Below are 19,821 nucleotides of genomic sequence, written 5' to 3'. Positions count from 1 at the left end.
GCAAAGCCAGGATGCGCCTTCTCTTCCCGTCCAAGTACTCGTGCGGCCTCAGACCGATCTTATAAGCTCTTCGCCAAGCCCAAGCACTGGCGCAGAAAAGCTGGGGGCGCACGATCTCTTGCGGCGCTTTTTCTTCGCGTGCCAGTCCGGCAGAAGTCTAATCGACGACCGTGCCACTCCCGGTGACGTTAGGGATAGATGCTCGCAGGGAGCAATCACCCATCGGCGCTGTTAATCGCAGCGCCGAATGGTTTTAGTGATCTGGTCGCCGTTTTCATCGGTGCGTGTGACAGTCCTTGTCATGCAGCCGCCGCGATCATTATATCGATCGTAACGGTCACGATCGCGAACCGATCCAATGGCAACGCCCCGATCGGTTAAGGCAACATACGGATGGTGATGGCGATGATGGCGATAGCCCTGATCATAGGAAGGCCCATCAATGACGACCTCTTCCGCAACCGCAGCCACAGGTAAACCAGCACCGATGAAGATGGCCGCACAGGCAATAATTATCTTTCGCATTTGCGTATCCTCCTTAATTTCCCTTATGATCAACTGCCAAAGTGAAATAATGTTCCACACGGCTCGCCTAGTGGCCGAGTATCGTCTAAACCTCTTCACATCCGCATGCCAGCGCGTCGCGCATCTCATTTCCCAATATGTCTCGCTGACGGTGCTGGTCGGTAAACATGCGCTCCAGCGTCTGGCCCAACATTTCAGCTTCCGTCCAGCCCAGGATCGACGGTGCCATATGGTCCATGCGGCAACGCTGCTTGGACATTATCCGGTTGGAAGAGCCCGAGAGGTTATCTCCGGACCTGGCGCGCATAAGCAAATGCGCAAAGCACACAGTTTCGGTGCGTGGGCGAAACTCGTCTGACACCACTTCTCACGGATTCGATCCCTCCACACCCGCGCTATTGGTGTTCTCGGGAGTTGCTATGCGGGTATTTCATGAGTTATTGCCGAAGGGTCATAAAGTTTTTGGGACAGGAGCCTTGACACTCTAGGACCAATGCAATCTAGTTCCAGTTGTCAGACATCTTACATAGAGTGGAACGAGTGCCTGGCAATGGAGGATCTATGAAACGTTTCGTGAAATGTACGGCAATCGCCGCGGCCGTCCTCGCAATGGCATCCCTCGCGCATGCGGGCGCAACGCTTGACCGCGTCATGTCAAAGAAAAGCATGGTGGTCGCGACGAACAGTGGCTGGCCACCACAAAGCTTCCTCAACGACAATAATGAGATGGTCGGCTTCGATATCGACGTCTCCCGAGAGATCGGCAAGCGCCTTGGCGTGCAGGTCAGCTTCCAGACCCCAGACTGGGCAACCCTCACGGGTGGGCACTGGCAGGGCCGCTACGATGTCGGTGTCGGCTCGGTTACACCCACCAAATCCCGCGCCCAGGTCATCGATTTCGCCGGCATCTACTATTACAGCCCTTATGTCTACGTGGTCCATAAAGACAGCCCGCTGAAGTCCGTTGGCGATCTCAACGGCAAGGTGATCGGGGTCGAAACGGCAACCACTTCGGAAGACTTCATTCGCCGCAATTTGCAGATCGACGCGCCAGGTATGCCGCCAATTCAATATAAGGTCGAGCCTGGCGAAGTGCGTACCTTCGCTGATTCCATGCTTCCCTTCGACGACCTGCGCCTCGGTCCGGGCGTACGCCTCGACGCCGTCATCGCGCCAGAACAGACCGCTTTGAATGCGATCAAGAACGGCTATCCGCTTCGCATCATCCAAGGCGAATATGCCTTTCGTGAACCACTTGTGGTCATCGCGGAAAAAGGTGATTCAGAATGGACCGCCAAGGTTGGCGAGATCATCAAATCCATGAAAGCCGACGGCACGCTCGGAACGCTTACCAAGAAGTGGTACGGCGCGGATTACAGCACCGACTGATCAAGCTCGGGTCAGGGCGGCAGCCCCGACCCTTTTTCTTCCCGATTGCCTTGAAAGATCGACCATGTCGTATCCCGACACCTATTATCGCCGAACGATGAGTGAGACTGCCGCGCGGCCCGCGCTGAGTGGCCCGGTCGAATGCGACACGGTGATCATCGGCGGCGGCCTTGCCGGATTGACGACGGCCTTGCAACTCGCGCGCGCCAATCTCAACGTCGTCGTGCTGGAGGCCGAATCCGTCGGCTTTGGCGCTTCCGGCCGGAATGGCGGCTTCGTCAGCGCGGGGTTTGCCACCGACAGCGCGGCGATCGCCCGCGTCACCGGCACCGAAACCGCAAAGGCCATTCACCGCCTTTCCATCGAGGGCGTCGACTTCGTTCGCGATACCATCCGCGATCTCGATATTGCCGACGCTAAGCTGACGCCGGGCATCATCAGCGCGCTGCGATATGACGGCGGTGACGGCCTCAAGCGCTATGCCGAAGACATGAACCGCGATTTCGGCAGCGATCTCGAATTTATGGACCGCGATCAGCTTCGCGCCATTTTGAAATCCAATCGCTATTTTCAGGCCCTCCACAGCAAGAAGTCCTTCCACATCCATCCGCTGAATTATCTGCGAGCGATAGCCCGCGAATTCGAGCGCCTCGGCGGGCGCATATATGAAAGTTCCGCGGCGACCGGTTGCCAGCTCGCGGGCGCCCAGAAGATCGTGCGGACGGCGCGTGGCCATGTGAAGGCGCGCCGGGTCGTGCTGACGACGGGCGGTTATACCGGCCAGTTGGTTGGCAAGCTCAAGCGCTCTTTCCTGCCGATCGCCACCTATGTGATGATCTCCGAGGAAAATCCCGATCTGATCGCCCAAGCGATCACGACACGCTGCGCGATCGGCGACAACCGCCGCGCCGGGGACTATTATCGCGTCGTGGAAGACGGCAGGCGTCTTCTCTGGGGCGGGCGCATCACCACGCGCGCCGCCTCGCCGGTAGCGCTCGCCCGCGAATTGCGTCGCGAAATGACTGGGACTTACCCGCAACTCTCCGAACTCAAGACCGAGCTCGCCTGGTCAGGGCTAATGTCCTACGCCCGTCACCTCATGCCACAAATTGGCGAGATGATGCCGGGTGTCTGGCATTGTACCGCGTTTGGTGGCCACGGTCTCAATACGACCGCGATTGGTGGCAAGATCGTGGCGGAGGGGATTCTGGGTCAATCCGATCGTTACCGCCTGTTTCAGCCCTTCGGTCTCGTCTGGGCCGGCGGGATTGCCGGACTCGCGGCGGCACAACTCACCTATTGGAAGCTGCAGGCACAGGACTGGTGGCGCGAAAGAGCCGCCTAGAAAGATCATCAAGGGGAACGATGATGCTTGGAAGATTGATCTTGAACTACCCGGACGCGGCACGACGAACCGGGCTGCTGCTCCTGCTGACGCTGATGACCGCTGTTTTATACGCGCTTGGCATCAGTTCGGCCTGGATTGGCAAGCTGGTGCCGATGACGGTTGGCTGGCTGACGGACAGTCCCCAGGCAAGCCGGCTCGTCTCCGCCGTGCTGATCTCCCTTATCATCGCCGTCAACATCAAGCTTCTGAGATTGTTGCCGCGCGGTCAGCAGATCGTGGGTGTGTGGATCGAGCTCCTCGCGCTCCTGCTGCTCTTCTTTTATACCTTCGATCTTTCCTATACCTTCATTGCCAAAAAGATCGGGTTCCTCATCTCACAGGGTGTGGTGACGACACTCTACATATCCGCCATATCGATCATCATCGCCACCGTGATCGCGTTGGCGGGCGCCATCGCGAAATTGTCGCGAAACGGCGTCATCTACGGCCTTGCGACGTTCTACACTTCGCTCTTTCGCGGTCTGCCGCTCCTGATGCAGATCTATATCATCTATCTCGGCCTGCCTCAGGTCGGTTACGTCATCAGCGCCATACCGGCGGGCATCTTGGCGCTTTCCCTGTGCTACGGTGCCTACATGACGGAAATCTTTCGCGCCGGTATCCAGAGCATTCCGCGCGGTCAATCCGAAGGCGCGACAGCTCTGGGGCTCAGCCCGAACCAGACCATGTTCCTGGTAATCCTTCCGCAAGCGATGCGCGTCATCATCCCGCCAACGGGCAATCAATTCATCGCCATGCTGAAGGATTCCTCGCTCGTCTCGGTCGTCGGCGTCTGGGAGATCATGTATCTTGCCCGCACCCAGGGTCAAACGGAGTTCCGCCACATCGAAATGCTTATCACCGCTTCGATGATCTACTGGATTCTCTCCATGGCGCTGGAATTCCTTCAGGCTCGCATCGAAGAGCGATTTGGCCGCTTCAATGCCCGATAGCCTTCATCCGCCGACCCTCAGGGCCAGCGCCAATCTGCCCGCTATCGGCGGCGTCCTGGCCGCCTTCGGCGTCTTTTCCGGCTGCGATGCGCTGGTGAAACTGATGAGTGCGGATGTGCGGGTGCCACAGGTGACATTCATGACCACCTGCGCGGCATTTGCGCTCGTCATTGGACGCGCGGCCTCGAACGGCACGCTCAGCGGACTGGTGCCGAAACGGCCGCGGCTTGCGCTTCTGCGCGCCTTGCTACTCGCCGGCGATACGCTCCTCATCCATTATGCTTTCGCGATGCTTCCGCTCGCGCAAGCCTATGTCCTAGCGTTCCTGACACCGGTTCTCGTTGCCGTTCTCGCCTATATCCTTTTGGGAGAGCGGCTGTCCTGGACCGGTCAGTTGGGTGTGCTGCTTGGTTTTGCCGGCGTGGCCGTCGCGCTCAGGCCCGCTGGCGTGATGCTGAACTTCGGCCACGCCGCGGCGATTGGCTCGGCGCCCCTGTTCGCCGCCTCGCTCATTCTGTTGCGCGTCATCGAGGCAGAAGAAAGCGACGATGCCTTGGTCGCCGCCCTTCTCTTCATGCTTGGCTGCGGCGCATTTGGCGTCACCATGGCGACGGGCGGCTTCGGCCGCGTCGCGTTGCCCACCTTGGCGTATGCCGGGCTGGCGGGCACACTGCTCTACGCCGGACATGCATTTCTCGTGCGCGCCTTTCGCAGTGGCGATGCCTCGGTTCTCGCCCCTTTTCAATACAGTCAGATCATCTGGGGCTGCCTTTATGGCGTGATGCTGTTCGGCAATCCGATTGAAACCTATACGATCGCCGGCGGGGTTATCATCATCCTGTCGGGCTGGCTCGTTCTCAAGTCATCCAGGGAGATAAATTGATGTCACAGCCCCGCATCGAACAGCCGGAAATCGAACTGTCAGGCGTACATAAATGGTATGGTCACTACCATGCGCTGGACGATATCAATCTTTCGATCCGCAAAGGCGAGCGCGTGGTCATATGCGGCCCGTCCGGTTCGGGAAAATCGACGCTTATCCGCTGCATCAACCGGCTCGAAGCGCACCAGGAGGGCCGGATCGCCGTGCGCGGCACCGAGCTTTCGGAAAACGAGAAGAACATAGACGAGATCCGTCGCGAGGTTGGAATGGTCTTCCAGCATTTCAATCTCTTCCCACATCTCACTGTTTTGCAAAACTGCATTCTTGCGCCCGTCTGGGTGCGTAAGATGGACAGGTACAAAGCAATCGAAATCGCGAGGCATTATCTCGAACGGGTTCGCATTCCCGAGCACGCCGACAAGTTTCCTGCCCAGCTTTCCGGCGGCCAGCAACAGCGCGTCGCGATCGCCCGCGCGCTCTGCATGCAGCCGAAGGTCATGCTTTTTGACGAGCCAACCTCGGCGCTCGATCCTGAAATGGTCAAGGAAGTTCTCGATACGATGGTATCGCTTGCCGATACCGGTATGACGATGATCTGCGTCACCCATGAAATGGGCTTCGCGCGCCAGGTCGCCGACCGCGTCATCTTCATGGATCGCGGCGCGATCGTCGAGGAAGCGACGCCGGCGGAGTTCTTCGACAATCCTCGGAACGAGCGCAGCAAACTCTTCCTAAGCCAGATCCTGCATTGAAGGCAGGGCCGGCCGCCACTTTCGCGGCGCGAGTTATCGCGCCGCGGACCTGAGCGGCATCGGCGCCTGAGGAAAGCCGCCGACATGGGTGCAGGTGATCGCGGCCATGTCGCGGCCGGCCGCCATGCAGGCCGACAGCGGCATCGAAGCAATGAAAGACGCAAGGAAGCCAGCAATGAAGCTGTCTCCTGCCCCTGTCGTATCGATGACTTGAACCTTGGAAATGCCGATCTCGGCCCTCTCCGATCCGCGCGAGGCAATCGCCCCGTCGGCGCCGCACGTAACGACGGCACAGATCGCGCCGCCCCTGATCATATGCCACAGCATAGCTTCGGCCTTGTCACCACGAGCGCCGGCGGAAGCAAAAGCGACTGTCAGTCCCGCGACGCCCAGATTTTCAGGACTTGCATTGACGGAAATGTCCTGGGACACGCTCACGCCATCAGCGGCGAGCCGGCGACGCAAGGCGCCGCCGTCATCCATCCAGCCGAGATGGACGTGATCGACATCCTTCAGAATAGCAACCTCGCTCTCGCTCGGTCGATAGCCCGCGCAGACGCCGAACTCTTCAAAGACCATGATCCGGTCACCAACAGCGGTCTGCTCGATGTCCGTATAGGCGGTCACGCCGGGACGGAGACGAACATGATCGGTTTTAACGCCATTCTCCTTGAGTATGTGTTTTGTCCGGACACCGTCCAGGTCATCGCCTACCGCCCCAAAATAGGTGGCCGAGTGACCGAGCCGGGCGAGTTGAACCGCGACATTCACGGCGTTTCCGCCGACGAGCGACTGGGCCACCGGCGGCAGAAAGCGATCGATACAATTGTCACCGACGGTCGCAAATCGAAAAGGCGGCATTCGTCCCCCCGCGGAAAAACCAGCTGTTAATGACGCTTGCAGCCGCGAGCGCCTTCAGCGTCCGCGGCTAGGCTGCTTGTTTCGACGGGTGGCTCAATAGGCAACCCGCTTATAGTACCGACGGGTGGTCAGCGGATGATTGCGCATGATCTCGAGATGCGCGCTGATGCGTTCCAGCACGGTTGCAAGCAGCACCGGCGAAATCAGCGCGCGGACCTCCTCTGATATCCCCGACAACGTGAATTCCGCCGTATCCAGCACGCTGAGCCTTTCCGTGTAGTTCGGGGCGAAGTTCTGAACGCGCTCGGCCACTGGCCGGAAGGCGTCCTCGCCCTTAAACAGGATAACGCTGACGTCCTTGTCGACCAACTCCAGCGTGCCGTGGAAGAAATCGGACGCGTGGACCGGGCGCGTGCGGATCCACTGCATTTCTTCAAGGATGCACATGCCGTAGTAGAAGGCCTCCGGCCAGACATTTCCGGCGCCTGTGATGATGTGATAATCAGACGATGCGAACGCCGTCGCATAGGCTTGGGCCTTAGCCTCGAAATCGCGCTTCACCTCCAGCAGAAGTTTGGGGAGTGTCGTCAGTTCCCTGACTATGCTGTCATAGTTGGAGATTTCACCTCGATGCTTCATGATCGACAGAGCGATAATAAGTGACTGCAGATAGAAGGATTCGCAGGACGTATCATCCTCGGCGAAGTTGACGAAGACATGGTCGCCGCCTTTGCCGAGAGGCGTTTCCTCATGCCCGACCAGCGTCAGCACGGTGGCGCCGATCTCCTTGAGCTTGGAGAGCATGGCGACGCTCTCTTTTGTCGTCCCGGAAAGCGAAGGCATGACGACGATGGATCTTGCAGTCAGGTTGACAGAGGAGGAAATATAAAGCTCAGCCGTCAGATCGATGAAGGTTGGGAAGGACGAATTGCGCTGCAGCAATTGGGCCGCCGGCTGCATGAGAATGGCGGCGCCGCCAGTTCCGAGGAAAAATACATTCTGCGCACCCGCGGCGAGGCAGGTACCAATCACGTGGTCGAGGCGCTGGGCCAGCGCCAAAGCGCCGGACTGAATACGCAGGAACCGCTCTTCATCAAAATTCAGCATGAGTGTCTCTCGGTTGATGACGTCGCATGGACGCGCTTTGGGGTGTAGCTTCGCCGATCCAGCAAAGTTGTAAGACAACTGACATCATCGAGTCTAACTGTCAAGACGTTGATCATGCGATCATTGGTGCCTACGCGTGCACTGGCAGAGTTGGAGAAGCCTTCGACCTTGCATGAAAGCCTTGACCAAGCGATATTTGTCAGACAAGACGGTGGATGTGATGAAATTGTTGTGAGAGGGATGAATTGGACGAGTCTATTCGCGATACGCGCACCATCGTGATCCAGCTTCGCGACCGTATCGCTGACCTCATTCAAAGCGAGGGACTAAGGCCCGGCGAAAAATTGCCAACCGAAGCCCAGCTGACGCAGCGCTTCAACGTTTCCCGACCCGCCCTGCGCGAGGCATTGAAATTGCTCGAGCAGGAGGGCGATATCTATGTCGAGCATGGCCGCGGCCGTTTTGTCTCCGCAATGTCGGCCGTCCACGTCGATCGCCCGATCACGGTCTTCGAAAGCGTCACCGACATGACGCTCGCCTACGGCTATAAGACCGTGAACAAGGTGCTTTCCATCTCCGAAGAAATTCCCGATGCGACGGTCGCCAAGCATTTGCGGCTGGACGATAAGGAGACGGTCATCCGTCTGGAGCGGGTACGCCTCGAGAACGATAATCCGATCATGTATTGCCTTGACTTCGTACCACGTCGTATCGTTCCCGCTCGGCTATACGATATCGACTGGAGCGGATCGCTACTGTCTCTGCTGGAGCAATACCGGCACCGCCCCCGAATGTCGTCCGCGTCCGTTAGCGCCGTCATGCTTCCCCAACAGGTGGCTGAGCGCCACGATCTCAAGGATTTCGGCCCTGCCCTCCTCATTACTGAAACCTGCTTTAATGATGTCGGAGTTCCCGTGATCTACGCCGTCGACTATCATCGCGGCAGCCACTTCACCTTCAGCTTGGTCCGGAAATAGCGCGCTATCTTAAGGCCGCTAATGCGCTCAATCAAAGGATAGTCAAACGGCACCCCAATGAAGCGGATCGAAACCTTCGGAGAGGTTGGCGACTTCGCTAAGCGTGAACTTGTAGGCGGCAAGCATAGCCGGCGTCGTGATGCCCGATCAGGCGATCCTCCTGAATTCGGCGGTATAGGGTTGCAAGTCTTCCGCCTTGAGATTCACGCCAAGGCCTGGCAGGTCCGGCACGCTGATCGTTCCATCGACATTCAGGACAGGTCTTTGCGCAAGATCGAGCAAGGGATTGGGACCGACGTCGAATTCCAGATAGGGAAAATGCGCTTGCCCACCGCCTCTATGTTCCGGCAATGTCGAAACAAAGTGCAGGGCGGCATGCAAATTGACGATGCTTCCCCAGACATGCGGTATAAGCGGTCGATCGTAAAGGTCGGCGAGTAGGCCTACCTGTGAGACCCCGGTCAGCCCGCCGCAGATCGCTATATCGGGTTGCAGGATATCCAGGCATCCGCCCATTAGGAACGGGAGGAACGCCGATGCATTGGTGAATGTCTCTCCGCCAGCAAGCGCGGTTGCGGCATGAGCAGCGAAAGCATGATAACCGCCGATATCCGTCGGCTTAGTCGGCTCTTCGATCCACAGCAGTTCGGCATCTTTCATGAGATCGGCGGTTCGCATGGCGCGCCGGGCCGAGCAGGACTGATTGAAGTCGACCATCAGATCGCGATCAGCGCCGATTTGCCGTCGAGAGGCGAGGACCGTCTTGGCATCTTCTTCAACCGTGTATCCGCTTCTCAGCTTGATGGCCCGAAAGCCCGCCTCGAGATATCCATCGATCTCCCGCTCAAAGTCGCGGTAAGGATGTCCGCCAGGCTTGAAAAACGGCCCGCTTGCATAGGCCGTCACCCGTTGACGCCGGGCGCCGCCAATGAGCGTGGACACCGGAATCTTGTAGGCGCGCGCGGTCAGATCGTGCAGCGCCATATCCAGGGCGGCGATGGCAGGTGCGGCGGTTTCTCCCTCGACGGCCTGCCGCAAATTTCGCCACACCGACAATATGTGGGAGGGATCCTGCCCGAGTATCCGCCCCGCGAGCTGAAACTCGATGGCGGCAGCCGCGGTTCTGGGCGCGAGCCACGCCTCCCCCCAGCCCGTCAGGTCACCGGCCGCGACTTCCACCAGCAAGGTTTCCCGCTTCGCAAAGGAGACCAGCGCGTTGCCGATTGGCTCCGGCAACATGGCGACTAGATGATAGAGGCGTATTTCGTCGATTTTCATGATCATGCCTTTGTCGGAGTCTGGCCCCGACCGAGCGGGGAAAGGAGCTCTCGCATGCTTCTGCCGAGAATGAGGATGAGACTGGCGGTGATCGCCATGACGATCGCCAGGAATATGAGTGCTCCCTGAAAGCCGCCCGTCGCGTCGCGAACCCAACCGATAATCGAGGGCCCAAAGAAACCGCCGGTACTGCCGACCGAGTTGATGAGTGCGATTCCAGCAGCGGCGGCGGTGCCCGTCAACAGCGTCGATGGGAATGTCCAGATAGTCGGCGACGCGCCGCCAATTCCGGCCGCCCCCAGGGTCAGGCCCACCACCGAAACAACCGGATTGCCCGAGAAGGCAGCGATCAGAAATCCGAGAGCACTTACCATAAATGGCCCGGCGGTATGCCAGACGCGCTCGTGCCTGCGATCCGAACTCCGGCCCACCACGATCATTGCAACTGCCATGAAAGCAGATGGAATAGCAGCCATAAAGCTGGTCTGCAGATTGGAGAGGCCGAATTGCTTGATGAACTGCGGCATCCAGATGGCAATGCCGGTCGTGCCCATGACCAGCCCGACGGCAATCAGACACATCAACAATACCTTGGGATCGAAGAGCGCCTGCACGGCGGAAAAACGTCCGGATGCTTCCTGCATCTGCCGATCGCTTCGCAGGGCGTCGACGAGCCAGCCCCGTTCATCGTGGGTGAGAAACCGCGCCGTTTCAGGTAATTCCGGCAAGGCGAAGAGGACCACGAAGCCCATGATGAATGCGGGCAACCCCTCGATGAGGAACATCCACTGCCAGCCATGGAGGCCTGCCACGCCGTCGAACCCCTGCAAAATCAATCCGGATAGCGGCGCACCGATTACCGAGGCCAAAGGAACGGCGACATTGAAGAGCGCGAAGGTCGAGCCACGATATGCTCTCGGAAACCAAAGCGTAATGTAGAAGATGATGCCCGGAAAGAAACCGGCTTCCGCGGCACCGAGAAGTACCCGGACCACATAGAAGCTGGCGGGCGACCAGACGAATGCGGTGAGCGCCGAAAGAATGCCCCAAGTGATCAATATGCGCGCAATCCAAAGCCGCGCCCCCACCTTTGCAAGCATGAGGTTGCTCGGTAGCTCGCAAAGAACATACCCGAGGAAGAATATTCCCGCGCCAAAGCCGAAAGCGGATGCGCTGAAGCCGAGATCGGCGTTCATGGTCAGTGCCGCAAAGCCGATATTCACGCGGTCGAGAAAGGCCGCGAAATAGCAAAGCAGCAGGATCGGAATGACCCTCCTCCTTACCTTGAGAATGATATCCGAACGCTCAGTCATGATCTTGCTCCTCCCCAGCGGCCCTTCACATGCCGTCGAGATATTTTCATATAATCATTTATTTTCCTGAGCAAATTTGTTATTCTGAGCTCGTCATATAGGTTTTTCAAATAATGCGGATCACCTTTGCCCAGATTGAGGCCTTCTATTGGACAGCCCAGCTGGGATCGGTCCAGAAGGCGGCGGACCAGCTTCACGTTTCCCAACCCACGGTATCCCTGAGACTCAAGGAGCTGAGCACGACGCTCGCGAGCGACTTGTTTCACAGGGGAAGCCGAGGGCTGGAAATCACGGCGCAGGGACGCGACCTGCTGCCACGCGCGGCAACCATCATGGCCGAGATGCGGGGCATCAAGGAGCGGGAGTTCGATCCGAAGGTTGTCGGTCCACTGCGCGTAGGTCTTGCGGAAGGTTTCGCCGTCACCTGCCTCGCACCATTGCTTGCCGGATTGTCCGGCGATCATCCTGCCTTGGAGCCCGAGTGGACGGTCACGACCAGTACGCTCTTGGAGGGGATGCTGATCGACAACCGGCTGGACGTGGCGGTGCTGTTGAATCCGCTGGGCGACGAGAAGCTCGATCTGCGGCCGCTCGGACCTCAGCCGACACAATGGGTCGCTCCGAGGGCGTGGCACCTGCCGGGCGAGATCACACCCAAGGTGCTGGCCGACAGGCCGATCATTTCGAACCCGCCACCATCCGCGATGTACCGGCAGGTGACGCATTGGTTTGCACTTGAAGGCTTGAAACCGGAGCGCATTATTATTTGCAACAGCGTCGCGGTCATTGGCGAGCTGGTTGCCGCGGCTCTTGGCGTCGGCATTCTACCTACGTCCATTGCCAACCGCTATGTGGCGGCCGGAACGGTCCAATCCCTTTCCTGCACGCCGGATATCGAGAACGGAAGGCTCTTCATCGGGTTTCGAGCGGATATAATCGATGCCAAGATATTCGCTTTCGAAAGGACGACACAGCGCGTGCTGCGCGAGATAAGATATCTTTCCGTCTGAAATAGTGTCCGGGTCTCGCGCCTGTTATTCGATCGCTGCTCCTCCGTCGGGTCCAGTTTGCTTTCGGTCCTGCAGCAAAACGTCGGGACAGAAGCATGGCGGGTCCGAGATCCAAGAACTCACGCTGTCGGTTTCAACGCGGAACTGAGCCGAGTAACTTCTCGGGGCTCATCCTCGATTTCCGTGATTCATCGGCAGCATTCTCTCTCATCAGTCTGGGCCGCGCGGCCGTCCATTGCTCGCTTCGGCATCTCGAGGCGCTTGATCCGCCCTTCGGATTGACCATTGTTCCAAGGGCGTTTCTTCAAAGCATCGACCAGCATGACGATCTGTCAGCAGGCGGCGCGGCCTTATGCAAAAGCCGCGATCTCCATAGATGAGATCACATGGCTGGTGTCAGATCGCGAACGGGATCTGAAACATGCGCATCGGGAGGCGGCAGGTGTTCACCTTAGCTTGCCCATCGATGGACCCAAAACGTTTTGACTTGACTCCCAAAACGTTTTGGAGAATCTTTCTTGCTGTTTTGGAGGATGATCTTGGCCAATCTCAAGCAGCTCGCGCAGTCGCTCGGACTGTCGATCACCACGGTTTCCCGTGCACTCGATGGTTATGACGATGTCTCTGCCGCGACCCGCAAGCGGGTCAGAGAGGCCGCGGACATAGCTGGTTACCGTCCCAACGCATCGGCGCGCAGGCTCAGAAAACAACGCGCGGAACTGGTTGCCGTCACGCTGCCGAGCGACCCCGGCCATATCGGTCCGCCGCATTTCCTCGACATGCTCTCCAACTGTGCTGAACATCTTGCAAGTGCTGGCCTCAATCTCGTCATCGCACCCGTGCCACGCGGTGAGAGCGAACTCGACATCTGCCGTCGGTTCGTTGATGGCCGCCGCGTCGACGCCATGCTTCTCGTCCGCACCAGGCGACGGGATGAACGCGTCGAATTTCTCCAGTCGCGTGGCATTCCCTTCGTCACCAACGGCCGCACCGAAAGCCTCGTGCCGCATCCCTATATCGACGGCGACGGCTTTGCCGGGTTCCACGCGGCAACGGTCCGCTTTCAGGCCGCCGGCCACCGCCGCATCGGCCATGTTGCCGGGCCTCAGGAATATTACTTCGCGCATGCGCGCCGCACGGGCTGGAAGGCCGCGATGGATGAGGCAGGTCTGAATGCCGATCTCTGCGCCGAAGGCGCGCCCACGGAACAGGGCGGTTATCTCGCCGCACTGGAATTGCTACGGCAGCCTTCGCGTCCCACTGCGCTCGTTTGCTCCACGGACGAAATGGCGATCGGAGCGCTGAGGGCGCTACGCGAGATCGACGGCGGCGACGCGATCAGCATTGTCGGTCACGACGACCTGCCGACGGGCGCTTTCACCAGCCCTTCCCTCTCGACCATGCGCATGACCGGCGAAAACCTCGGCGCGAGCTTCGCCTCGCTGCTGTTGCGGGCGATCGCCGGCGAGCCCGCGGAGGAACTGCAGGAGCTTCACGCGATCGAATTCATTGATCGCGACAGTCATCGCCGTCAAATGAAGGCGGCATGATCCGACACAGTGCATCACAGATAAAAACAATGAAGGAGGAGAGAACATGAAATGCATCACGTCATTCGGAATTCTGGCTTCCACTGTGCTGGCCTTTGCTTCGCCGGTGCTTGCCCAGACGGTTTTCGTATCCACCCAGCTTCGCCCGATCGAGGAGGCAACCGTCGTGCGGCAGGACCTGCTGAAGGATGCCGGCAAGGTGGATTATGTGGTCGAGGAACCGCCGCAGTTCGCCGTACGCATGGAAGCGGAGGCCAAGGCCGGCAAGCACACCGTCAGCCTGATCGGCGCGCTGCACGGTGAGCTTTCGCCACTTGCCGACAAGGATCAGCTCGAACCCCTTGATAATCTCGCTAAGACGCTCGCTGCCGGCGGCATGCCGCAATCGCTCCTCGACCTCGGCAAGCTCGGCAAATCCACCCAGCAATACATTCCGTGGATGCAGGCGACCTATGTCATGGCCGCCAAGAAGGAAGCCCTGCAATACCTGCCAAAGGGCGCCGATATCAACGCCATCACCTACGATCAGCTGATCGAGTGGGGCAAGAACATGCAGCAGGCGACTGGCCAGCCGCAGATCGGCTTCCCGGCCGGTCCCAAGGGCCTGATGGCACGTTACTTCCAGGGTTATTTCTATCCGTCCTTCACCGGCGGCGTAGTACGCACCTTCAAGAACGCCGATGCCGTGGCAGGCTGGGAGAAACTCAAGTCGCTCTGGGCCTATGTAAACCCCAACTCGACCAATTACGACTTCATGCAGGAGCCGCTGGCCGCCGGTGAAGTCATGGTCGCCTGGGACCATGTCGCCCGACTGAAGAATGCCATTTCCGCCTCGCCGGACGACTATGTCGTATTCCCGCCTCCGGCCGGCCCCAAGGGGCGCGGATACATGCCCGTTCTCGCCGGCCTTTCGATCCCGAAGGGCGCCCCGGATGCGGCGGGCGCGATGAAGATCATCGAAACACTGACGACTGAGAAGATCCAGCTGCTCACCGCGTCCAAGGTCGGCTTCTTCCCGACGCTGAACGTCCAGCTGCCGCCGGATCTCGATCAGGGCGTCGCACTTCTCGCTGGTGCAGTCACCAAGACCCAGGCCGCCAAGGATGCGGTGATCTCGCTTCTCCCAGTCGGCCTCGCCGACAAGGGCGGCGAGTTTAACAAGGTCTACATGGACAGCTTCCAGCTGATCGTGCTGCAGAACCAGCCCATCGGCGACGTGCTCACCAAGCAAGGTGCCGTCATGGCCAAGCTGATGACGGATACCAAGGCTCCCTGCTGGGCACCGGACGCCAAGAGTGACGGCCCCTGCCCGGTTCAATAATCCTCCCTGGGTGCCTGGGCGCGAATGCCCGGTCATTCTTTCCGCAACCCTGCTTTTCGAGGCGGGAGCCTATGAGCCAAAACCGACCCTGGATCCCCTATCTGCTGATCCTGCCATCCGTCGTTTTCCTCGGCCTGCTTTTCATCGTGCCACTTGTGCAGACGATCTGGCTGGCGGTCTCGGATGACGGCGCGCCGTCGCTTGCAAACATGCAGCGCATGGTAGCGGACATCAATTTCATCCAATCGGTGCGCAACACCTTCCTGCTGACGATCGTGGTCGTACCGGTCCAGATCGCCATCGCGCTAGCCATGGGTACGATGGTCGCCAAGATCGGTCGCGGGCGGGAGACGATCCTTTGGATCTGGACGATTCCGCTCGGCATTTCGGATCTCGCCGCCGGCCTCGTCTGGCTGTCGATCCTGCAGAATACCGGTTATTTCAACTCGCTGCTCTTCAGCCTCGGCGTGATCAGCCGGCAGGCGAGTTGGCTCTCCTATCAGACGCCAGTCGCGCTTTTCGTCGCCATCGCGGTGGCGGAGATCTGGCGCGGCACGGCGATCGTCATGGTCATCATCGTCGCCGGCCTCAACCAGGTGCCGAAGGAGTTCAAGGAGGCCGCCGAAATTTTCGGGGCTGGTCCATGGACGCGCTTCTGGAAAATAACCCTGCCATTGATCCGCCCGGCGCTGCAATCGGCCCTCATCCTGCGCACCGTGCTCGCCTTCGAGGTCTTCGCAGTCGTATACGCACTGGGCGGCCGTAATTTCCCGGTCCTCGTGGGCGAAGCCTACAACTGGCAGAACCAGAACCAGAATTACAGCGTCGCGGCCGCCTATGCGGTTCTGATCATGGTCATCTCGCTCGCCGCAACCCTCGTCTATCTCAAGGCCTTCAAGGTCGATCCGGAGCGCCTGCCATGAGTACACAAGCCATCGGTTCCGAAGCAGCAACAGCCAATCCCGCAAGCTTCGTTTCATCGCGCCGCTGGTTGCTCTGGAGCGGTATCGGCGCGCTTTGCGCCTGGGTTCTGGTGCCGATCTATCTCGTGGCGCTAGGCGCGCTCGGCGGACGACAGGGCGTTTACATTTGGCCGAAGACCGGCCTGCCGACCGGTATCTCGCTCGAACCCTTCATGCTCTTCCTGCAGACGGAAGGGGTCGTCCGCTCGTTCCTCAATTCGCTGGGCGCCGCGGGCATCACGGTAGCGCTCTCCATCCTGCTCGGGGCACCTGCCGGTTATGCGCTCGCCCGATACAATTTTCCGGGCAAGGACAGCTACCGGCTGCTGGTTCTGCTGACGCGCGCCTTCCCGCTGGCGATCCTGGCGCTGCCGCTCACCGTCTCCTTCATCCGGCTCGGCCTTTACGATACGATCGTCGGCGTCGGCCTGATCCATACGGTCCTGGCGCTCCCCTTCGCGGCTCTAGTGACCCAGGGCATTTTCCTCGGCGTCCCGAAGGAGCTGGAAGAAGTCGCATGGGTTTTCGGCTGCACCCGCATCCAGGCCTTTTTCAAGGTCGTGGCGCCGCTCGCCTTGCCGGGGATCGTCGCGACGGCGGTCTTCGCGTTCGTCATTTCGTGGAACGAAGTCTTCGCCGCCTCGGTGCTGACGGTGCGCAATCGCACGCTGACCGCCTATCTGCTGACGGTGCTTTCCGAAAGCCCGATGCATTACCGCTTCGCCGGCGGCCTGATGCTCATCCTTCCCTCTGTTGTCTTCATCTTCGCGGTCAGGCGCTACCTTTTCGCGATCTGGGGCATTTCCTCCAAATAACGGGACCAACTCCATGGCCAATATTGTCATCGACCGTGTCCGCAAGAGTTTCGGAACATTCCAGGCCCTGAAAGAGGTCTCGCTGGCGATCAACGACGGTGAATTCGTCTCGCTTCTCGGCCCGTCCGGCTGCGGCAAGACCACGCTCCTGCGCATCATCGCCGGTCTCGAAACCGCATCCGGCGGCGATGTCCGCATCGGCGACAAGTCGGTCCTCGGGCTCGCTCCCAAGGACCGCGGCCTCGCGATGGTCTTCCAAAACTACGCGGTCTTCCCGCATATGACGGTCTATGAAAACGTCGCCTTCGGGTTGCGCATGCAGAAGGCGGACGAGGCACGCGTCAAGGCGCAAGTCGAAAAGGCCGCCGGCCTGCTGCATATCGAGCAATATCTCGACCGTTACCCGAACAAGCTTTCGGGCGGCCAGCGCCAGCGCGTCGCCGTTGCCCGCGCGCTTGCCGTCGAGCCCAAGGTACTCCTCATGGACGAACCGCTCTCCAACCTCGATGCGCTGCTTCGCCTCGAAATGCGCACCGAACTCAAGACGGTGCTGCAGTCGGCCGGCACGACGACGATCTACGTCACGCACGACCAGACGGAGGCGATGGGCCTTTCCGATCGCATCGCCGTCATGCACGGAGGGATCGTAGAGCAGGTCGGCTCGCCGGTCGATGTTTACAATCATCCCGCAACGCGCTTCGTCGGCGGGTTCATCGGCAATCCGCCGATGAACTTCATCAAGGTCCCCGTCCTGAACGGCCAGGTCGCTGCCGGGATCGAGCAACTGAATACACCGCGGGAAGCCGGCAAGGAGATCATCCTCGGCCTGCGCGGCGAGGCGGTCGAGCTCGCGGGCCTGCCCGAGGGCCTTGAAATGAAAGTGCGGGTCGCCGAACCGATGGGCTCGCACCTGCTCCTGACCGGCTCGATCCACGATCAGCCCGTCCGCGTCATCCTGCCTGCCTCCGAAACCGTCAGGAGCGGCGATACGATCGGCCTGAAGCTCGATCGCAAGCGCATCACCTGGCTTTCCGCCGAAAGCGGCCAATCCTTTCCGCCCGTGACGGCCTAGGGGCGTCCCTCCCCAATACCGGAGTACCCACATGAACCTGCATATCGATCAAGCCAAGCGCATTCTCGTCGCCAATGACCGCGGCGGCTATACGGTGCCGACGGACCGGCTCTATCCCTTCCAATGGAACTGGGATTCCGCCTTCGTCGCCATGGGCTTCGCGCTCTACGATACGGACCGCGCCTATCGCGAACTGGAGCGGCTGGTCGAGGGCCAGTGGGCGGACGGCATGATCCCGCATATCGTCTTCCACCAGGCGAGCGATACCTATTTTCCAGGCCCGAACGTCTGGCGCACCCACCACACGATCCCCACCTCCGGCATCACCCAGCCGCCGGTTTTCGCCATCGCGCTGCGCAAGCTGCACCAAGCCACCGGTGACAAGACCCGCACCCTGCCGCTCTACGAGGCGGCCCTGAAATGGCAGCGCTGGTGGTATGCGGCCCGCGACCCGCAAGGAACAGGCCTCGTTGCCCTGCTCCATCCCTGGGAAAGTGGCAGCGACAATTCTCCCGCATGGGACGTCGCGCTCGCCCGCGTTCCCACCACCACCGACACGCCGGTCGTGCGCAAGGATACCGGCCACGTGAACGCTTTGATGCGTCCCCGCAACGAGGACTATCAGCGCTTCATCCACCTGGTTGATACCTATGCCGCCTGCGCCTGGGAGCCAGCTAGACAGTGGGCGAAGGCATCTTTCAAGGTCGCCGAGATCCAGACCACCGCGATCCTGCTCAAGGCCGGCGAAGACCTTGCTGCACTTGCCCACGAATTCGGCCGCATGGAAGACGCGTCCGAGATCGCCGCGCTCAATGAAAAAACTCGTAACGCGATCCTCGCCCAGTGGCGACCCGATCTGTCGCGTTTCGTATCCCGCGATCTCGTTTCTGGCCAGGATATCGTGGCGCCGACACAGGCGGGCTTCATCCCGCTTCTGTCGCTCGATCTCGACAAGGCAGTCGTCGGCGCTCTCGCCGATGAAATGAAGGCTTGGTCCAAGGGGATGAAAGTCGCCTTCCCGACAGTAAAGCCCGGCATCGACAGCTGGGAGCCGAAACGGTACTGGCGCGGCCCGGCCTGGGCGATCATCAACTGGCTGCTGATCGACGGCCTGAAGCGCAATGGCCGCGTAGATGATGCCGAGAAGCTGCGCAAGTCGACCATCTCGGCGATCGAGGCGGAGGGTTTTGCTGAATATTTCGACCCGGTCACTGGTGAAGGCTGCGGCGGCCTTGGCTTCTCCTGGACGGCGGCAGCGTATATGTGGCTTGTGGCGTCATAAATTTAGGTACCAGTCGCGCGCGCGCATCAATCTCAGGTCATGCATCAGCTTAATAGATTTGGCCAGAAGCAATCGCAATCTCCGGTACTGTTTGCAGCTGAACGGATTCGACCCAGCGACCTATAAATATTCTGTTTTTTCACGCGGCCGGGGACGACGGATCGGCGCCCTCACTCAGAATTGCGAGGTACCGGCCATAGCTGAAGACTCTCCCGCGCTTGCGACCCGTTATTTCCTTGATGATGTCGAAGCGCTCCAAGTCTGCCAGCGCCGCTTTAGCTGTGGGTCCGAATAGGCCTGGCGTTGCGACACAGCGCCGTTGGCCAACCTCCGAACCGTAGCGATAGGTTGCTCGCCGGAGGTTGCAAAAGCAGTGCCGTCGTG

The 19,821-nt window shown here is 59.8% G+C and carries 18 protein-coding genes and 1 pseudogene; 13 read left to right on the top strand and 6 right to left on the bottom strand.

All coding sequences use genetic code 11. The features are described 5' to 3' along the window. Positions 1 to 231 precede the first annotated feature (231 nt). Positions 232 to 585: a hypothetical protein gene (locus AC13RC_RS21025; RefSeq protein WP_145322941.1), complete on the bottom strand. Its 354-nt coding sequence runs from the start codon at positions 583 to 585 to the stop codon at positions 232 to 234. Between the two features lie 501 nt (positions 586 to 1,086). Between AC13RC_RS21025 and AC13RC_RS21020 the strand changes: the two genes are divergently transcribed. The 5 genes from AC13RC_RS21020 to AC13RC_RS21000 all read left to right on the top strand — a co-directional run bounded on the left by AC13RC_RS21020 (position 1,087) and on the right by AC13RC_RS21000 (position 5,889). Further along, positions 1,087 to 1,914 (top strand): transporter substrate-binding domain-containing protein, encoded by an 828-nt coding sequence (locus tag AC13RC_RS21020; protein WP_113352168.1) that lies wholly within the window; start codon positions 1,087 to 1,089, stop codon positions 1,912 to 1,914. Positions 1,915 to 1,978: 64 nt separating this feature from the next. Beyond that, positions 1,979 to 3,259 carry an NAD(P)/FAD-dependent oxidoreductase gene (locus AC13RC_RS21015; RefSeq protein WP_113352169.1) on the top strand — a complete coding sequence of 427 codons (1,281 nt, stop codon included), beginning with the start codon at positions 1,979 to 1,981 and terminating at the stop codon, positions 3,257 to 3,259. A 23-nt stretch (positions 3,260 to 3,282) separates the two neighbouring features. After that, positions 3,283 to 4,254, top strand: a complete 972-nt coding sequence (locus AC13RC_RS21010; protein WP_113352307.1) for an amino acid ABC transporter permease — start codon at positions 3,283 to 3,285, stop codon at positions 4,252 to 4,254. Then, on the top strand, positions 4,244 to 5,137 hold the full coding sequence (locus AC13RC_RS21005) for a DMT family transporter (RefSeq protein ID WP_113395631.1): 894 nt from the start codon (positions 4,244 to 4,246) through the stop codon (positions 5,135 to 5,137). Before AC13RC_RS21010 ends, AC13RC_RS21005 begins: the two co-directional genes overlap by 11 nt. Further along, positions 5,137 to 5,889 carry an amino acid ABC transporter ATP-binding protein gene (locus tag AC13RC_RS21000; RefSeq protein ID WP_113352170.1) on the top strand — a complete coding sequence of 251 codons (753 nt, stop codon included), beginning with the start codon at positions 5,137 to 5,139 and terminating at the stop codon, positions 5,887 to 5,889. The genes AC13RC_RS21005 and AC13RC_RS21000 overlap by 1 nt, the downstream gene beginning before the upstream one ends. 33 nt (positions 5,890 to 5,922) lie before the next feature. Here AC13RC_RS21000 and AC13RC_RS20995 read toward each other — a convergent pair whose 3' ends face one another. Continuing rightward, complete coding sequence (locus AC13RC_RS20995; protein ID WP_113352171.1) at positions 5,923 to 6,750, bottom strand: PfkB family carbohydrate kinase; 828 nt, start codon at positions 6,748 to 6,750, stop codon at positions 5,923 to 5,925. A gap of 93 nt (positions 6,751 to 6,843) precedes the next feature. Further along, positions 6,844 to 7,857 carry an SIS domain-containing protein gene (locus tag AC13RC_RS20990; protein ID WP_113352172.1) on the bottom strand — a complete coding sequence of 338 codons (1,014 nt, stop codon included), beginning with the start codon at positions 7,855 to 7,857 and terminating at the stop codon, positions 6,844 to 6,846. Between the two features lie 245 nt (positions 7,858 to 8,102). Here AC13RC_RS20990 and AC13RC_RS20985 point away from each other — a divergent pair, with 245 nt between their 5' ends. Continuing rightward, on the top strand, positions 8,103 to 8,834 hold the full coding sequence (locus AC13RC_RS20985) for a GntR family transcriptional regulator (protein ID WP_113390680.1): 732 nt from the start codon (positions 8,103 to 8,105) through the stop codon (positions 8,832 to 8,834). A 147-nt stretch (positions 8,835 to 8,981) separates the two neighbouring features. Here AC13RC_RS20985 and AC13RC_RS20980 read toward each other — a convergent pair whose 3' ends face one another. Continuing rightward, a complete protein-coding gene (locus AC13RC_RS20980) occupies positions 8,982 to 10,112 on the bottom strand; it encodes a mandelate racemase/muconate lactonizing enzyme family protein (protein ID WP_162751157.1) in 1,131 nt (376 codons plus the stop codon). Between the two features lie 2 nt (positions 10,113 to 10,114). Beyond that, complete coding sequence (locus AC13RC_RS20975; RefSeq protein WP_113352175.1) at positions 10,115 to 11,425, bottom strand: MFS transporter; 1,311 nt, start codon at positions 11,423 to 11,425, stop codon at positions 10,115 to 10,117. A 113-nt stretch (positions 11,426 to 11,538) separates the two neighbouring features. Between AC13RC_RS20975 and AC13RC_RS20970 the strand changes: the two genes are divergently transcribed. The 7 genes from AC13RC_RS20970 (at position 11,539) to AC13RC_RS20940 (ending at position 19,437) form a co-directional block, all read left to right on the top strand. After that, positions 11,539 to 12,435 carry a LysR family transcriptional regulator gene (locus tag AC13RC_RS20970; protein WP_488558333.1) on the top strand — a complete coding sequence of 299 codons (897 nt, stop codon included), beginning with the start codon at positions 11,539 to 11,541 and terminating at the stop codon, positions 12,433 to 12,435. A gap of 539 nt (positions 12,436 to 12,974) precedes the next feature. Then, positions 12,975 to 13,985: a LacI family DNA-binding transcriptional regulator gene (locus AC13RC_RS20965; RefSeq protein ID WP_488558332.1), complete on the top strand. Its 1,011-nt coding sequence runs from the start codon at positions 12,975 to 12,977 to the stop codon at positions 13,983 to 13,985. 46 nt (positions 13,986 to 14,031) lie between these two features. Beyond that, entirely contained in the window at positions 14,032 to 15,306 is a 1,275-nt protein-coding gene (locus tag AC13RC_RS20960) for an ABC transporter substrate-binding protein (RefSeq protein WP_488558331.1), read from the top strand. 71 nt (positions 15,307 to 15,377) lie between these two features. Beyond that, positions 15,378 to 16,229, top strand: a complete 852-nt coding sequence (locus AC13RC_RS20955) for a carbohydrate ABC transporter permease (protein ID WP_488558330.1) — start codon at positions 15,378 to 15,380, stop codon at positions 16,227 to 16,229. After that, the gene (locus AC13RC_RS20950; RefSeq protein ID WP_113390684.1) at positions 16,226 to 17,083 is read left to right on the top strand and encodes a carbohydrate ABC transporter permease; all 858 of its coding nucleotides are present in this window, start codon (positions 16,226 to 16,228) and stop codon (positions 17,081 to 17,083) included. Before AC13RC_RS20955 ends, AC13RC_RS20950 begins: the two co-directional genes overlap by 4 nt. A 13-nt stretch (positions 17,084 to 17,096) precedes the next feature. Then, a complete protein-coding gene (locus tag AC13RC_RS20945; RefSeq protein WP_113352181.1) occupies positions 17,097 to 18,155 on the top strand; it encodes an ABC transporter ATP-binding protein in 1,059 nt (352 codons plus the stop codon). A 31-nt stretch (positions 18,156 to 18,186) separates the two neighbouring features. Further along, the gene (locus tag AC13RC_RS20940; protein WP_113352182.1) at positions 18,187 to 19,437 is read left to right on the top strand and encodes an MGH1-like glycoside hydrolase domain-containing protein; all 1,251 of its coding nucleotides are present in this window, start codon (positions 18,187 to 18,189) and stop codon (positions 19,435 to 19,437) included. A gap of 139 nt (positions 19,438 to 19,576) precedes the next feature. Here AC13RC_RS20940 and AC13RC_RS20935 read toward each other — a convergent pair. Continuing rightward, positions 19,577 to 19,747 (bottom strand): annotated as a pseudogene (locus AC13RC_RS20935) (Fic family protein); the annotation flags it as partial. Positions 19,748 to 19,821: the final 74 nt, after the last annotated feature.

The organism is Martinezella sp. CNPSo 3890, assembly GCF_057784455.1.
This window is presented reverse-complemented; position numbering and strand designations above follow the sequence as displayed.